This window comes from Micromonospora sp. CNZ303 (assembly GCF_004345505.1).
Map to the genome: position 1 here is coordinate 67201 of NZ_SLVT01000003.1, position 12615 is coordinate 79815.

Annotated in this window: 13 protein-coding genes and 3 tRNA genes; 13 read left to right on the forward strand and 3 right to left on the reverse strand. The window is 73.6% G+C overall.

All coding sequences use genetic code 11. The features are described 5' to 3' along the window. Positions 1–64: 64 nt before the first annotated feature. The 6 genes from EV374_RS06395 (at position 65) to arfB (ending at position 4842) form a co-directional block, all read left to right on the forward strand. Complete coding sequence (locus EV374_RS06395) at positions 65–1114, forward strand: AAA family ATPase (RefSeq protein ID WP_132232576.1); 1050 nt, start codon at positions 65–67, stop codon at positions 1112–1114. After that, a complete protein-coding gene (locus tag EV374_RS06400) occupies positions 1111–2130 on the forward strand; it encodes a DUF58 domain-containing protein (protein ID WP_132232578.1) in 1020 nt (339 codons plus the stop codon). Before EV374_RS06395 ends, EV374_RS06400 begins: the two co-directional genes overlap by 4 nt. Next, positions 2127–3086 carry a VWA domain-containing protein gene (locus EV374_RS06405; RefSeq protein WP_132232580.1) on the forward strand — a complete coding sequence of 320 codons (960 nt, stop codon included), beginning with the start codon at positions 2127–2129 and terminating at the stop codon, positions 3084–3086. The genes EV374_RS06400 and EV374_RS06405 overlap by 4 nt, the downstream gene beginning before the upstream one ends. A 43-nt stretch (positions 3087–3129) precedes the next feature. Further along, positions 3130–3993 (forward strand): trypsin-like peptidase domain-containing protein, encoded by an 864-nt coding sequence (locus tag EV374_RS06410; protein ID WP_132232582.1) that lies wholly within the window; start codon positions 3130–3132, stop codon positions 3991–3993. A gap of 111 nt (positions 3994–4104) precedes the next feature. Further along, positions 4105–4407, forward strand: coding sequence for a hypothetical protein (locus EV374_RS06415; RefSeq protein ID WP_132232584.1), 303 nt, complete (start codon positions 4105–4107; stop codon positions 4405–4407). Positions 4408–4416: 9 nt separating this feature from the next. Continuing rightward, positions 4417–4842 (forward strand): alternative ribosome rescue aminoacyl-tRNA hydrolase ArfB, encoded by a 426-nt coding sequence (arfB, locus tag EV374_RS06420; RefSeq protein WP_132232586.1) that lies wholly within the window; start codon positions 4417–4419, stop codon positions 4840–4842. Here arfB and EV374_RS06425 read toward each other — a convergent pair. After that, on the reverse strand, positions 4839–5708 hold the full coding sequence (locus EV374_RS06425) for a 3-methyladenine DNA glycosylase (protein WP_132232588.1): 870 nt from the start codon (positions 5706–5708) through the stop codon (positions 4839–4841). The genes arfB and EV374_RS06425 overlap by 4 nt on opposite strands. Before the next feature lie 34 nt (positions 5709–5742). Next, positions 5743–7041 (reverse strand): hypothetical protein, encoded by a 1299-nt coding sequence (locus EV374_RS06430; protein ID WP_132232590.1) that lies wholly within the window; start codon positions 7039–7041, stop codon positions 5743–5745. 174 nt (positions 7042–7215) lie between these two features. Here EV374_RS06430 and EV374_RS06435 point away from each other — a divergent pair, with 174 nt between their 5' ends. The 4 genes from EV374_RS06435 to EV374_RS06450 all read left to right on the forward strand — a co-directional run bounded on the left by EV374_RS06435 (position 7216) and on the right by EV374_RS06450 (position 8724). Continuing rightward, positions 7216–8019 carry a fumarylacetoacetate hydrolase family protein gene (locus EV374_RS06435; protein ID WP_132232592.1) on the forward strand — a complete coding sequence of 268 codons (804 nt, stop codon included), beginning with the start codon at positions 7216–7218 and terminating at the stop codon, positions 8017–8019. 107 nt (positions 8020–8126) lie between these two features. Beyond that, positions 8127–8198: transfer RNA gene (locus tag EV374_RS06440), tRNA-Gln, on the forward strand. 136 nt (positions 8199–8334) lie between these two features. Beyond that, a tRNA-Glu gene (locus EV374_RS06445) sits at positions 8335–8407 on the forward strand. Positions 8408–8651: 244 nt separating this feature from the next. After that, positions 8652–8724: transfer RNA gene (locus EV374_RS06450), tRNA-Glu, on the forward strand. Positions 8725–8955: 231 nt separating this feature from the next. Here the strand turns inward: EV374_RS06450 and EV374_RS06455 are convergent. Next, positions 8956–9642: an IclR family transcriptional regulator gene (locus tag EV374_RS06455; protein ID WP_013284529.1), complete on the reverse strand. Its 687-nt coding sequence runs from the start codon at positions 9640–9642 to the stop codon at positions 8956–8958. Positions 9643–9691: 49 nt separating this feature from the next. Between EV374_RS06455 and leuC the strand changes: the two genes are divergently transcribed. From leuC to EV374_RS06470, 3 genes are all read left to right on the forward strand, one after another. Further along, positions 9692–11140, forward strand: a complete 1449-nt coding sequence (gene leuC / locus EV374_RS06460) for a 3-isopropylmalate dehydratase large subunit (RefSeq protein WP_132232594.1) — start codon at positions 9692–9694, stop codon at positions 11138–11140. A 12-nt stretch (positions 11141–11152) separates the two neighbouring features. Continuing rightward, the gene (leuD, locus tag EV374_RS06465; RefSeq protein WP_132232596.1) at positions 11153–11740 is read left to right on the forward strand and encodes a 3-isopropylmalate dehydratase small subunit; all 588 of its coding nucleotides are present in this window, start codon (positions 11153–11155) and stop codon (positions 11738–11740) included. A gap of 172 nt (positions 11741–11912) precedes the next feature. Next, complete coding sequence (locus EV374_RS06470) at positions 11913–12614, forward strand: HU family DNA-binding protein (RefSeq protein WP_207913933.1); 702 nt, start codon at positions 11913–11915, stop codon at positions 12612–12614. Position 12615: the final 1 nt, after the last annotated feature.

Here is a 12615-nt window from a genome sequence, read left to right on the forward strand (position 1 = left end):
TAAGGGCCGCCCCCGCGCCGATAATCCGACGTTTGTCCGACGGTCGGCACGGGAAGCAAGCACCGTGACGGACATCTCGGACACCCTGGCCAGCGTGCCCAGCCCGGCCGATCCCGATGCGACCCCGGCCGAGCTGGAACAGACGCTCTTCGAGGTCAAACGCGTGATCGTCGGGCAGGATCGGCTCGTCGAGCGCCTGCTCACCGCCCTCATCGCAGACGGGCACTGCCTCCTGGAGGGCGTGCCCGGGGTGGCCAAGACACTCGCCGCACAGACCCTGGCCACCGTGGTCGGCGGCACCTTCTCCCGGATCCAGTTCACCCCGGACCTGGTCCCCTCCGACATCGTCGGCACCAGGATCTACCGCGTGTCGCGCGAGGACTTCGACATCGAGTTGGGCCCGATCATGGCGAACCTGGTGCTCGCCGACGAGATCAACCGGGCCCCGGCCAAGGTGCAGTCCGCCCTGCTGGAGGCGATGGCCGAGCGGCAGGTCTCCATCGGCGGGCGCAGCTTTCCCGTGCCCGAGCCGTTCCTGGTGCTGGCCACCCAGAACCCCATCGAGTCGGAGGGGGTCTACCAACTGCCGGAGGCGCAGCGCGACCGGTTCCTGATGAAGGTCGTCGTCGACTACCCGAGCGACGCCGACGAACTCGCCATCCTCTACCGGATGAGCGCCGACCGGCCCGTCCCCCGGCGGGTGCTCGACCCGCAGCGGCTGCGGGACCTCCAGGCCCGCGCCGCCCACGTCTTCGTGCACCACGCGATCGCCGAGTACGTGGTCCGGCTGATCTTCGCCACCCGGGACCCCGGCCGGTTCGGCCTGCCCGAGATCGCCCCGCTGCTCGCGTACGGGGCAAGTCCCCGGGCCACCCTCGGCCTGGTCCGCGCCGCGCGGGCCCAGGCGCTCCTGCGCGGTCGCGGGTACGTGCTGCCCGAGGACGTCCGCGAACTCGCCGTCGACGTGCTCGCCCACCGGCTGGTGCTCTCCTTCGACGCGGTCGCCGACGGGGTGTCCGCCGAAGCGGTGGTCCGTCGGCTGGTGGAGGTCGTGCCGCCGCCGCGCGTCGCCACCGCCCACCCGGAACCCGCGGCCGACCTGGCGGCGGCATGAGGTGGCGCGGGGCCATCGCGCCGGCCCCCGGGTCGGCCGACCCGGGACTGGCCGACCTCACCGGGGACCGGCGGTTGCGCCGGCTGGAGCTGACCGTCACGCGCCGGCTCGACGGGCTGCTGCACGGCCGGTACCGAGGCCTGCTGCCCGGGCCCGGCAGCGAGACCGCCGGCAGCCGGGAGTACCGGCCCGGTGAGGACGAGGTGCGCCGGATGGACTGGGCGGTGACCGCCCGCACCACGGTCCCGCACGTGCGCGAGGTCGACGCCGACCGGGAGCTGACCACCTGGCTGCTGATCGACGCGAGCCCCAGCATGGAGTACGGCACCGCCGAGCTGGACAAGCGGGAGCTGGCCGTGGCGGCCGTCGCGGCGGTCGGTTTCCTCACCGGCGGCGTGGGCAACCGCCTCGGCGCGCAGGTGCTCGGCCCGGACGGGCTGCGCCGCTTCCCGCCCCGCAGCGGACGTACCCATCTGCTCGGGCTGCTCCGGACCCTGCTGACGGCCCCGCGCGTCGGCGGCCACGACCGGGACGAGCCGGCGCCGGCGGGCCCCGACCTGGCCGACGGGCTGGCTGCCGTGCACCGGGTGGCGCTGCGCCGCGGCCTCGTCGTGGTGGTCTCGGACTTCCTCGACGGACTGCCCGACGACCCGCGGCACGCGCCGTCCTGGGAGGTGCCCCTGCGCCGCCTCGCCGCGCGGCACCAGGTGCTCGCCGTGCAGGTCACCGACCCCCGGGAACTGGAGCTGCCCGACGTCGGCCTGGTCACCCTCGTCGACCCGGAGACCGGGCGGCGGCGCGAGGTCTGGACCGGCGACCGCGCCCTGCGGGAGCGCTACGCCGCCGCCGCGACCGCCCAGCGCGAGCAGGTACGCCAGGCGCTGCGCCGCAGCGGGGCCACGCACCTGCCGCTGCGCACCGACCGGGACTGGGGCGCCGACATCGTGCGGCACGTGCACGCCCAGCGGCGCCTCGCCGCCGCCCCGGCGCGGACGGCCCGGGGAGGTGCGGCGTGATCTGGCAGTCGCCCGCCCGGCTCTGGCTCCTGCTCGGGGTGCTCGCCCTGGCCGTCGGCTACCTGCTCATGCAGCGCCGCCGCAGCCGGTACGCCGTCCGCTTCACCAACCTGCGGCTGCTCGACCGGGTCGCGCCGCACCGCCCGGCCTGGCGGCGGCACGTGCCGGCCGGGCTCTTCGTGGCCATGCTGGCGCTGCTGGTGGTCGGCTTCGCCCGGCCCACGGCGGAGGTCCGGGTGCCCCGCGAACGAGCCACGGTGATGGTCGCCGTGGACGTCTCCACCTCGATGCTCGCCGGCGACGTGGAACCGGACCGGCTCAGCGCCGCCAAGGAGTCCGCCCGGCGCTTCGTCGACGGCCTGCCGGACGAGTTCAACGTCGGGCTGGTCGCCTTCGCCGGCAGCGCGGCGGTGCTCGTGCCGCCGAGCACCGACCGGGAGGCGCTGCACGAGGGCGTCGAGCGGCTGGTCGAGGGGGCCACCGGGGTGCAGGGCACCGCCATCGGGGAGGCCATCAGCACCTCGCTCGGCGCGGTGAAGGGCTTCGACAGCCAGGCGGCGAAGGACCCGCCGCCGGCCCGGATCATCCTGCTCTCCGACGGGGCGAACACCTCCGGCATCGACCCGATGGAGGCCGCGTCCGAGGCGATCGACATGAAGGTACCGGTGCACACCATCTCCTTCGGCACCCCGGGCGGCACGGTGGACCGGGGCGGCCGGCCGATCCAGGTGCCCGTCGACGGGCAGACCCTGCGCGCGGTCGCCGAGGAGACCGGGGGCGTGTTCCACGAGGCCAGCACCAGTGACGAGCTGCGCGCCGTCTACGACGACATCGGCACCTCGGTCGGCTACCGCATCGAACGGCAGGACGTCTCGGCCCGGTTCATCGGTCTCGGGCTGGTGTTCGCCATGGGCGCGGCGGCCGGCTCGATGCGCTGGTTCGCCCGGCTGCCCTGACCCGTACGGCCGCCGTCGAGAAGGACACGTGAGGAGCGTACGCATGGCAGTGCAGACCGGGCTGGGCGAACCGCGCGGCCCCTGGTTCATCTCCCCGGAGCTGGATCCGGACGGGCGGGCCCGGTGGGGCGGGTCCGACCCCGACGGTGGCCCGGCGGGACGCGGCCGGCGCGGGCGGGTGCTGGCGGCGCTGGCGGTGGTGGCCCTGTCGACCGCCTCCGGGGCGGTGGCCGGCGGCATCGTGGCCGGCCGGGACGACGCCCCGGGCCCGGCGGCGGCCTCCGCGGCCCCGGTGCCGGCGGAACTGGTGACCGCGGCCGGGAAGACCGTGCCGGGGGTGGTCTCGGTGCTGGTCGGCGGGGCCGGCGGCGCCTCGGCCTCCGGCTCCGGCTTCGCCGTCGACGACCAGCAGCACATCATCACCAACGACCACATCCTGGCCAGGGGGCGCGGCAGCTCGGTGACGGTGGAACTGCCCGACGGGCGGCGGTTCGCCGCCGAGGTCGTCGGGCGGGAGCCGCGCAGCGACCTCGCCGTGCTGCGGGTGCCGCCGTCGGCCGGACTGGCGGCGTTGCCCCTGGCCAAGCCGGGATCCACCCGGGTGGGGGAGCCCGTGCTGGCGGTCGGCTCGCCGCTCGGGCTGCCCGGCACCGTCACCGCCGGCATCGTCAGCGCCCTGGACCGGCAGGTACGCCTCGGCGACAACCGGCACACCGCCGTGCAGACCGACGCCTCGATCAACCCGGGCAACTCGGGCGGCCCGCTGGTCAACGCGCGTGGCGAGGTGGTCGGGGTGAACACGGCCATCGCCACGATCGACGGCAACGGCTCGATCGGCATCGGCTTCGCCATTCCCATCGAACAGGTGCAGCAGACCGCCGACACGATCATCGGAAAGGGCGGCTGAGCTGCGGGCCCGCCGCCCGGGGCGGCCCCGGGAATGTGAAAACTGTCGGATACCCGGCGCGAAATGATCGGCCAATGGAAATATCACGCTGAGTATGGATAACTGGCTCGGGTGGAGCGTCCTGGAATCGTGGTCCTCCTGCTGGTGGGCCTGTTGATCGGTACCGGTGTGGGGTCGGCGTACGCCCGGGCACGACGCGGGTGGGCCGACTACCAGACCGTCAAGAAGACCGTGCCCGGCGCCCGGAGCGCCGCGTGGCTGCTGATCAAGGTGGCCACCACGAAGATCGGGGTGATCGCCCTGCTGCTGGTGGGGGCGGTCGCGTACGCCGCCGCCGACTCCGACGACAGTCCCGACCCACCCGTGCAGACCCCGGGCCCGTCCGCGACCCCGGGCGTTCGGCAGGGGCGCTAGCCTCGGGGGGTGGACGACGGACTGCGGGTGAACGACCGGTGGACCGTTCCCGCCGCCGAGCTGCGGGAACGGTTCTCCAGGTCGTCCGGGCCCGGCGGCCAGGGCGTCAACACCACCGACTCGCGCGTCGAGCTGAGCTACGACCTGGCCGCCTCGCCCGGCGTGCCGGAGCCGCTGCGGGCGCGGGCGCTGGAGCGGCTCGCCGGCCGGCTGGTCGACGGCGTGCTCACCGTGGCCGCCAGCGAGCACCGGGCGCAGCTGGCCAACCGGGAGGCCGCCCGCGAACGGCTGGCCGCGCTGCTGCGCGAGGCCGCCGCCCCGCCGCCCCCGCCCCGCCGGCCCACCCGCCCGTCGCGGGGCGCGAAGGAGCGCCGGCTGGCCGACAAGAAGCGCCGGTCACAGCGCAAGCGTGACCGCCGCGTCGACGGCGACTAGCCCGCGAGCAGTGCCGCGCAGACACCGATGAGCCGGGTGCGTAGCTGACCGGCACGCTGTGCGAACTCGCGTTGCCGCGCCGCGTACTCGGCCTTGCCCTCCGGTGTCTCGATGGCCACCGCGGGCTGCCCGTAGGAGGAGAAGTCGTACGGGGACGCCTGCATGTCGAGTAGCCGGATGTCCCTCGCCAGCTCGAAGCAGTCGAGCGCCAGGTCCCCCGGAACCGCGGGCCCCAACTTGGTCGCCCACTTGTGGCAGTCCATCGATGCGTGCAGGCAGCCCGGCTGGTCGAGTTCCACCTGGCTCTCCCTCGTGGGTCGGAGCCGGTTGAGGTTGACCGCGTCCGGGGTGAAGAAGCGGTACGCGTCGAAGTGCGTGCAGCGGATCTGGTGCGACTCGACGACCGCGTCGGTGCCCTCCTGCCCGAGTCGCAGGGGGAGCGGGTGCCGGTGCTCACGCTGGCGGTACACCATCGCCCACTCGTGCAGGCCGAAGCAGCCGGTGAAGGCCGGTCGCGACGCGATCGCGGACAGCAGGCGGTGGATGAAGCGCACCGACTCGGCCCGGTCGACGAGGAACGCCGCGACGTCGAAGCTCACCGCCCCGTCCGCGGCCGTCGCGTACCAACGCCACTGCCGGTGCGGGGCGGAGCCGTCCGGTCCCGGCGCCAGGGAGACGCCCACGCCCGGGTGCCACCGTCGGAGCACGGAGGGCCGGGTGCCGTAGTAGTCGTACAGGAAGTCGTCGATCGCGTGGCGTTCCCCCGTGGCCCTGCGGGCGCGGTGGCCCGCGGTGAGGGCGTCCGCGCGCCTTTCGTGCGCCTCCAGGAGGGCAACCCAGGTCGGCGGGGCGAGGGCGGCGGTCACGACGCCAAGGGTACGACCGCCGCCCGGCGCCCGGTCAGGGCACGTCCACCCGGACGCCGGCGGAGAACACCCCGCTGCGCAGCTCAAGCTGCTCCGGCGGCGCCTTCCCGGCGACGGTGAAGACCAGCGGCAGCACCGTCCGGCTGCCGGCCGCCATCGGCTGGGCGAAGACGTCCCGGCCCTGGTTGGCCGCCCGGGTCGCCTGCTCGTCGGTGCTGACGAAGTTGCCGTCGGGCAGGTACGCCCGTTGCAGCCGGCCGTGCCAGCTCTGCTGCTCCGGGGTGAGGTTGCGCACCCCGACCGTGGCCTCGCACTGCCGGGCCGCGGCGCCGGGCTCGCACGCGACGCGGTACACGGTGAACTCGAACGCCGACTCGCGCAGCGGCTCGCCGACGGCGCCGTTGACCCCCTGTCCAAGCCACGCGCCGCTGGTCGGCTGGCTGTCGGTGTCGACGGCCGCGACCTGCCGGGTGGCCGTCCAGGCGGCGGTGCCCACCGTGCCGGCCAGCACGGCGGCGGCCACCGGGACGATCAACCAGACGGACGGCTTGCGGCGGAGCTGTTCCGGTCGTGGCGCGGCCGGGCGCGGGTAGACCGTTCCCGGATGCTGGCCGGAGAGGGCCGCGGCGACCGGTCGGCGGCGCCGGCGCCAGGTCCACACCCCGCCCACCGCGAGCACCGTCACCGTTCCGAGCCCGGCCAGCAGCACCGGCGTCCGGCGCCACGGCGGCGTCTCGGAGCGCTGGGGCGCGGCGGCCGGCACGCCCGCGTTCCAGGTCGCGGTCGCGCAGTCGTACGGCCGGCTGCCGTCGGGGGCGTAGGCGCAGGCCGGCGCGGTCAGCGGCCGGGCGGGGGCGGCGGCGGTGAGCGCCGTGCCCAGGGTGGTGGTGCTGCGGGCGGGCAGCTTCAGCTGCCAGGTCACCTCGGTGGCCGACTGCCCGGTGCCCCGGGTGGCCCGGCCCCCGGCGGTGATGGCGGTCGCCGAGGCCCCGTGCGGCAGCTCCTGCCGGACGGTGGTGTCCACCGGTGTGCCACCGCTGTTGCGGACCTGGATCCGGTAGCGCGGCGCCGGCGTGCTCTCCGGCACCACCGCGACCGTGACCGGCGGCTTCGCCACCGGCGGGGCAGCCCGGGTCGGGGTGGGCACCGCCGGTGGCGCCGACGGCATCGCCGGCTCCGGGGTCGGCGCGACCACCGGTGGTGGCGCGACCACCGGTGGTGGCGCGGCCGCCGCGGGTGGCGCCGCCGCCGGCAGTGCCGGCACGGCGGAGAGAATGCCGAGGCAGTGTACGAACACTGCGAGGGCCCTGTGGTGTCGTGTCGATGCAGGCATACGAACGAACCTCCGGAGCCGACGCTAGGGGCGCGACGACACCGGGCGGGTACGAAGTCGCGAACTCCGCCCCCGCGATCGGACGGTGCCATAGGGTGCGCCCTCCCGGCGTCCCGGGGCGCGCCTGACTGCGGCCTCGGCCGGGTCGCGGGTCCCCGGGGCTAGATTGGCCTGGTGCGTATCGCTCGTTTTGCTCATGCCAAGGGAATGTCGTTCGGGGTCGTCGAGGGCGAAGCGGAGGCGGGCCCGCAGGGCCTGACCGTCGCCGAGATCGAGGGCCACCCGTTCGGCCAGATCAAATTCAGCGGTGCCCGCTGGGCGCTGTCGGACGTCCGCCTGCTCTCGCCGATCCTGCCCAGCAAGGTCGTCTGCGTCGGCCGCAACTACGCCGAGCACGCCGCCGAGCACGGCAGCGAGGTGCCGAAGGAGCCGCTGCTCTTCCTCAAACCGTCCACCTCCGTGATCGGGCCCCGCGACGCGATCCGGCTGCCGATCTTCTCGAAGCAGGTCGAGCACGAGGCCGAACTGGCCGTGGTGATCGGCGCGCCGGGCGCCCGCCGGGCCGACCGGGCCGCCGCGGAGCGGGCCATCTTCGGCTACACCTGCGCCAACGACGTCACCGCCCGGGACCTCCAGCGTTCCGACGGGCAGTGGAGCCGCGCCAAGGGCTTCGACTCGTTCTGCCCGATCGGGCCGTGGATCACCACCGGGCTCGACGTCCGCGACCTGGAGATCCGCTGTGAGGTGGGTCGCAATCCGGAGGAGATGGAGGTCCGCCAGCTCGGCCGGACCCGCGACATGGTCTTCGACGTGCCGGCCCTGGTGTCGTACGTCTCGCACGTGATGACGCTGCTCCCCGGCGACGTGGTGCTCACGGGCACGCCGGCGGGGGTTAGCCCGCTGCTGGACGGGGATACGGTCACCGTGCGGATCGAGGGGATCGGAGACCTCACCAACCCGGTCGTGCCCGTCGCCTGATCCGCGTCGAGGCCCCGTTTCCGCAGTTCAGGGGCGGTTTGGGGGAGTCGATTTGGCCTGCTGGCACCGGGAGGGTAAAGTTTGATCCCGGCACCGCAAGGGGCCAATGGGGTATGGGGTAATTGGCAGCCCGACTGATTCTGGTTCAGTTAGTCTAGGTTCGAGTCCTGGTACCCCAGCGCAGCCGAGGTTCGCAAGAGCTTCGGGCGCTGGATCTCGTAGGAGACGACTCCGGTTCCCGTTCAGGGGATCGGGGTTCTCTCTGATAGAGTCCAGCGGCACCGCTCGGCAGAGTGGTGCCGCAAGTCAGGTTCTGGCCCCGTCGTCTAGCGGCCCAGGACGCCGCCCTCTCAAGGCGGTAGCGCCGGTTCGAATCCGGTCGGGGCTACATCTCAGAACGGCCCGTTCCACTCCGGTGGGGCGGGCCGTTTCGCATGTCCCGCGCCGGCGCTGTCGTCGTCGGGTGGTTGCCTGCCGCCGCGATACGGGTGGCCCGAAGCCGGCGGCTGCGATGTCGTCCGGGTGGTGGCGTGCCGGACGGCCGTCCGGTCGCCCCGATTTCCGTCCCGGTGGGGGCCGCCGCTAGACTACAGCGGCACCGCTCGCAAGGGCGGTGAAAGCAGTGAAGTCTTGGCCCCGTCGTCTAGCGGCCCAGGACGCCGCCCTCTCAAGGCGGTAGCGCCGGTTCGAATCCGGTCGGGGCTACATCTCAGAACGGCCCGTTCCACTCCGGTGGAACGGGCCGTTCGGCATTCCACCCTTCCGCTCGGGCTATCCCGCCCGGGCGGCACCCCGGCCCTCACCACGCCGCTGCCGGTCGTGTCGATCAAGAGGTTCTCGCTCGGTCCGGGGTCGAACCCGGGCGCAAACTTCTTGATCGACGTGGAGGCCGACGGGCGAGCCGGCGGGTGGGCCGGGTGGGTGGGGTGGGTGGGGTCAGAGGCCGGAGAGGCGTTGGCCGGCTCGGACCACGGCCATCGCGTGGCGTTCGCCGGGGCGGCGTCCCAGGCGCTCGATGGGCCCGGAGATGCTAATCGCGGCGATGACCCGACCGGTGCGGTCGCGGATCGGCGCCGAGACGCTCGCCACACCCGCCTCGCGTTCGGCCACGCTCTGCGCCCAGCCCCGGCGGCGTACCTCGGCCAGGGTGCGGCCGGTGAACTTCGACCGGGGCAGCAGCGGCATTACGGCCTCGGGCGGTTCCCAGGCGAGCAGGATCTGCGCCGCGGAGCCCGCCGTCATCGGCAGCACCGAGCCGACCGGCACGGTGTCCCGCAGGCCGCTGGCCCGCTCGGCAGCGGCCACGCAGATGCGCTCGTCGGCGCGGCGCAGGTAGAGCTGAGCGCTTTCGCCCGTCGCGTCCCGCAGCGCCGCCAGCAGCGGCTCCGCTGCCGTCAGGAGCACGTCCGGGGCGGCGTTGGCGAGCTCACCCAGGCGCGGGCCGGGACGCCAGCGGCCCTGGGTATCCCGGACCAGCATCCGGTGGATCTCCAGCGCCTGCGCCAGCCGGTGCGCGGTGGCCCGGGGCAGCTTGGTGCGTTCAACGAGTTCGGCCAGGCTGGCGCCGTCGACGCAGGCGGCCAGGATGACCACCGCCTTGTCGAGAACGCCGACACCGCTCATACTGTGTCCCACAAGCCGAAACTTACCTCCCAGAATTTAGGATGTCCAGATGGTGGGAGTCACTACTACCGAGCCGAGGACCCTGGCCGAGAAGGTCTGGGACGCGCACGTCGTACGGTCCGCCGAGGGCGAGCCCGATCTGCTCTTCATCGACCTGCACCTGCTGCACGAGGTGACGAGCCCGCAGGCCTTCGACGGGCTGCGCCTCGCCGGGCGCCGGGTGCGCCGCACCGACCTCACGCTCGCGACGGAGGACCACAACACCCCGACGGGGTACGCCGACCCGTCGTTCCGCTTGCGGCGCGGCGATCTGCTCACCATCGCCGACCCCACCTCGCGTACGCAGATCGAGACGCTGCGCCGCAACTGCGCCGAGTTCGGGGTGCGGCTGCACCCGCTGGGCGACGAGAACCAGGGCATCGTGCACGTCATCGGCCCGCAGCTCGGCGTCACCCAGCCCGGCATGACCATCGTCTGCGGGGACTCGCACACCGCCACCCACGGCGCGTTCGGCGCGCTCGCGTTCGGCATCGGCACAAGTGAGGTCGAACACGTGCTGGCCACCCAGACGCTGCCGCAGAGCCGGCCGAAGACGATGGCGGTGAACGTGACCGGGCGGCTCGCCCCCGGGGTCACCGCCAAGGACCTGGTGCTCGCGCTGATCGCCCAGGTGGGTACGGGCGGCGGCCGCGGGCACATCGTCGAGTACCGCGGCGAGGCGATCCGGTCGCTGTCCATGGAGGGGCGGATGACGATCGCCAACATGTCCATCGAGTGGGGCGCCAAGGCCGGCATGATCGCGCCGGACGAGACCACCTTCGCGTACCTGAAGGGGCGGCCGAACGCCCCGAAGGGCGCCGACTGGGACGCGGCGCTGGCCTGGTGGCGGACCCTGCCCACGGACGAGGGCGCCACCTTCGACGCCGAGGTGACCCTGGACGCCGGCGCGGTCACCCCGTTCGTGACCTGGGGCACCAACCCGGGCCAGGGCGCGCCGCTGGGCGCCGTGGTGCCCACGCCCGAGGAGTTCGTCACCGAGGCCGAGCGGACCGCCGCCCGGCGCGCGCTGGAGTACATGGACCTGCGCCCCGGCACCCCGCTGCGCGACCTCGCGGTCGACGTGGTCTTCGTCGGGTCCTGCACCAACGGGCGGCTGGAGGACCTCCGGGCCGCCGCCGACGTGCTGCGCGGGCAGCGGGTCGCCGACGGGGTGCGGATGCTGGTGGTGCCCGGTTCCGCCGCCGTGCGCGAGGCGGCCGAGTCGGAGGGGCTGGACAAGGTCTTCACCGACGCCGGCGCCGAGTGGCGCTTCGCCGGCTGCTCCATGTGCCTGGGGATGAACCCGGACACGCTCTCGCCGGGCCAGCGCTCCGCCTCCACCTCCAACCGCAACTTCGAGGGCCGCCAGGGCCGGGGCGGACGCACCCACCTGGTCTCCCCGCCGGTCGCCGCCGCCACCGCCGTGGCCGGCCGGCTGGCCGCTCCCGCCGACCTGTAGAAGGGCACCCAGATGGAGAGGTTCACCACCCACACGGGCACCGCCGTGCCGCTGCGGCGATCCAACGTGGACACCGATCAGATCATCCCCGCCGTGTACCTCAAGCGGGTGACCCGGACCGGTTTCGCGGACGGCTTGTTCAGCGCCTGGCGGGAGGACCCGGAATTCGTGCTCAACGATGCCGCCCATTCGGGTGCGTCGATTCTTGTGGCCGGTCCGGAGTTCGGCACCGGCTCCTCCCGGGAGCACGCCGTCTGGGCGCTGCGCGACTGGGGGTTCCGCGCCGTGATCGCGCCCCGTTTCGGCGACATCTTCCGGGGCAACGCCCTCAAGGAGGGGCTGCTCCCGGTCGAGCTGGAATTGAAGGCGGTCGAGGAGATCTGGGACCTGGTGGAGGCCGACCCGACCACCGCCGTCACCGTGGACCTGACCGCCCGCGAGGTGCGTGTCGGCGAGGCCACCTGGTCGTTCCCGATGGACGACTTCAGCCGTTGGCGGCTGCTGGAGGGCTTGGACGACATTGGACTCACCCTCCGCCACGAGGCGGAGATCGGCGCCTTCGAGGCCGCCCGGCCGCCGTTCCTACCCTCGGTCGCATAGCCGTACGCCCGATCCCACAGCGGTTTCCGCCCCCGCCGGTCTCACCGGTGGGGGCGAATCCGTTGCGACACAAGGGCTTTTTTCGACCGAATGTTTGTGTCCCGGCAGCACAGGGCATACCGTGCGCGCAGAATGGCTCGCGTCGAGTCAGTTGCACAATCGGGAGGAAGTCGTGAACAAGGCCGAGCTCATCGAGGCGCTCGCCGTTCGCCTGGGGGACCGGAAGACGGCGACGGCCGCGCTCGACGCGGTCCTCGCTGAGGTCCAGGCGGCGGTCACCAAGGGCGAGAAGGTGGCGATCACCGGATTTGGAGCGTTCGAAAAGCGCGTCCGGGGCGCCCGAACAGCGCGCAACCCACGGACCGGCGAGGCGGTGAAGGTCAAGAAGACATCCGTCCCGACCTTCCGGCCCGGCGCCGGCTTCAAGGAGATGGTGGCCAGCGGCAAGGTGCCGAAGGCCACGGCGGCGGCGAAGAAGACCACGGCTGCCGCCGCCAAGACCACGTCCGCCGCCAAGACCACCGCGGCGGCAAAGACGACGGGTGCCAAGGCCACCGGGGCGAAGGCCACGGGTGCCAAGGCGACCGGAGCCAAGGCCACCGGAGCCAAGGCCGCGGGCGCGAAGGCGACCGGGACCAAGGCGACCGGGACCAAGGCGACCGCGGCGGCCAAGAAGGCCCCCGCGGCGAAGGCGACCAAGACCACCGCGGCGAAGAAGACCGCGACCACCAAGGCCGCCCCGGCGAAGAAGACCACCGCGGCAACCAAGGCCACGGCGGGGAAGAAGACCGCCGCGACGGCGAGCAAGAGCGCGGCGGCGAAGAAGGCGCCGGCAAAGAAGGCGGCGGCGAAGAAGACCGCCACCAAGCGCTGAA

Coding starts and splice junctions, on each gene's coding strand:
- EV374_RS06400 (WP_132232578.1), top strand. CDS start 1,111: ATGAGGTGGCGCGGGGCCATCGCGCCGGCCCCCGGGTCGGCCGACCCG.
- EV374_RS06410 (WP_132232582.1), top strand. CDS start 3,130: ATGGCAGTGCAGACCGGGCTGGGCGAACCGCGCGGCCCCTGGTTCATC.
- EV374_RS06430 (WP_132232590.1), bottom strand. CDS start 7,041: ATGCCTGCATCGACACGACACCACAGGGCCCTCGCAGTGTTCGTACAC.
- EV374_RS06455 (WP_013284529.1), bottom strand. CDS start 9,642: ATGAGCGGTGTCGGCGTTCTCGACAAGGCGGTGGTCATCCTGGCCGCC.
- leuC (WP_132232594.1), top strand. CDS start 9,692: ATGGTGGGAGTCACTACTACCGAGCCGAGGACCCTGGCCGAGAAGGTC.
- leuD (WP_132232596.1), top strand. CDS start 11,153: ATGGAGAGGTTCACCACCCACACGGGCACCGCCGTGCCGCTGCGGCGA.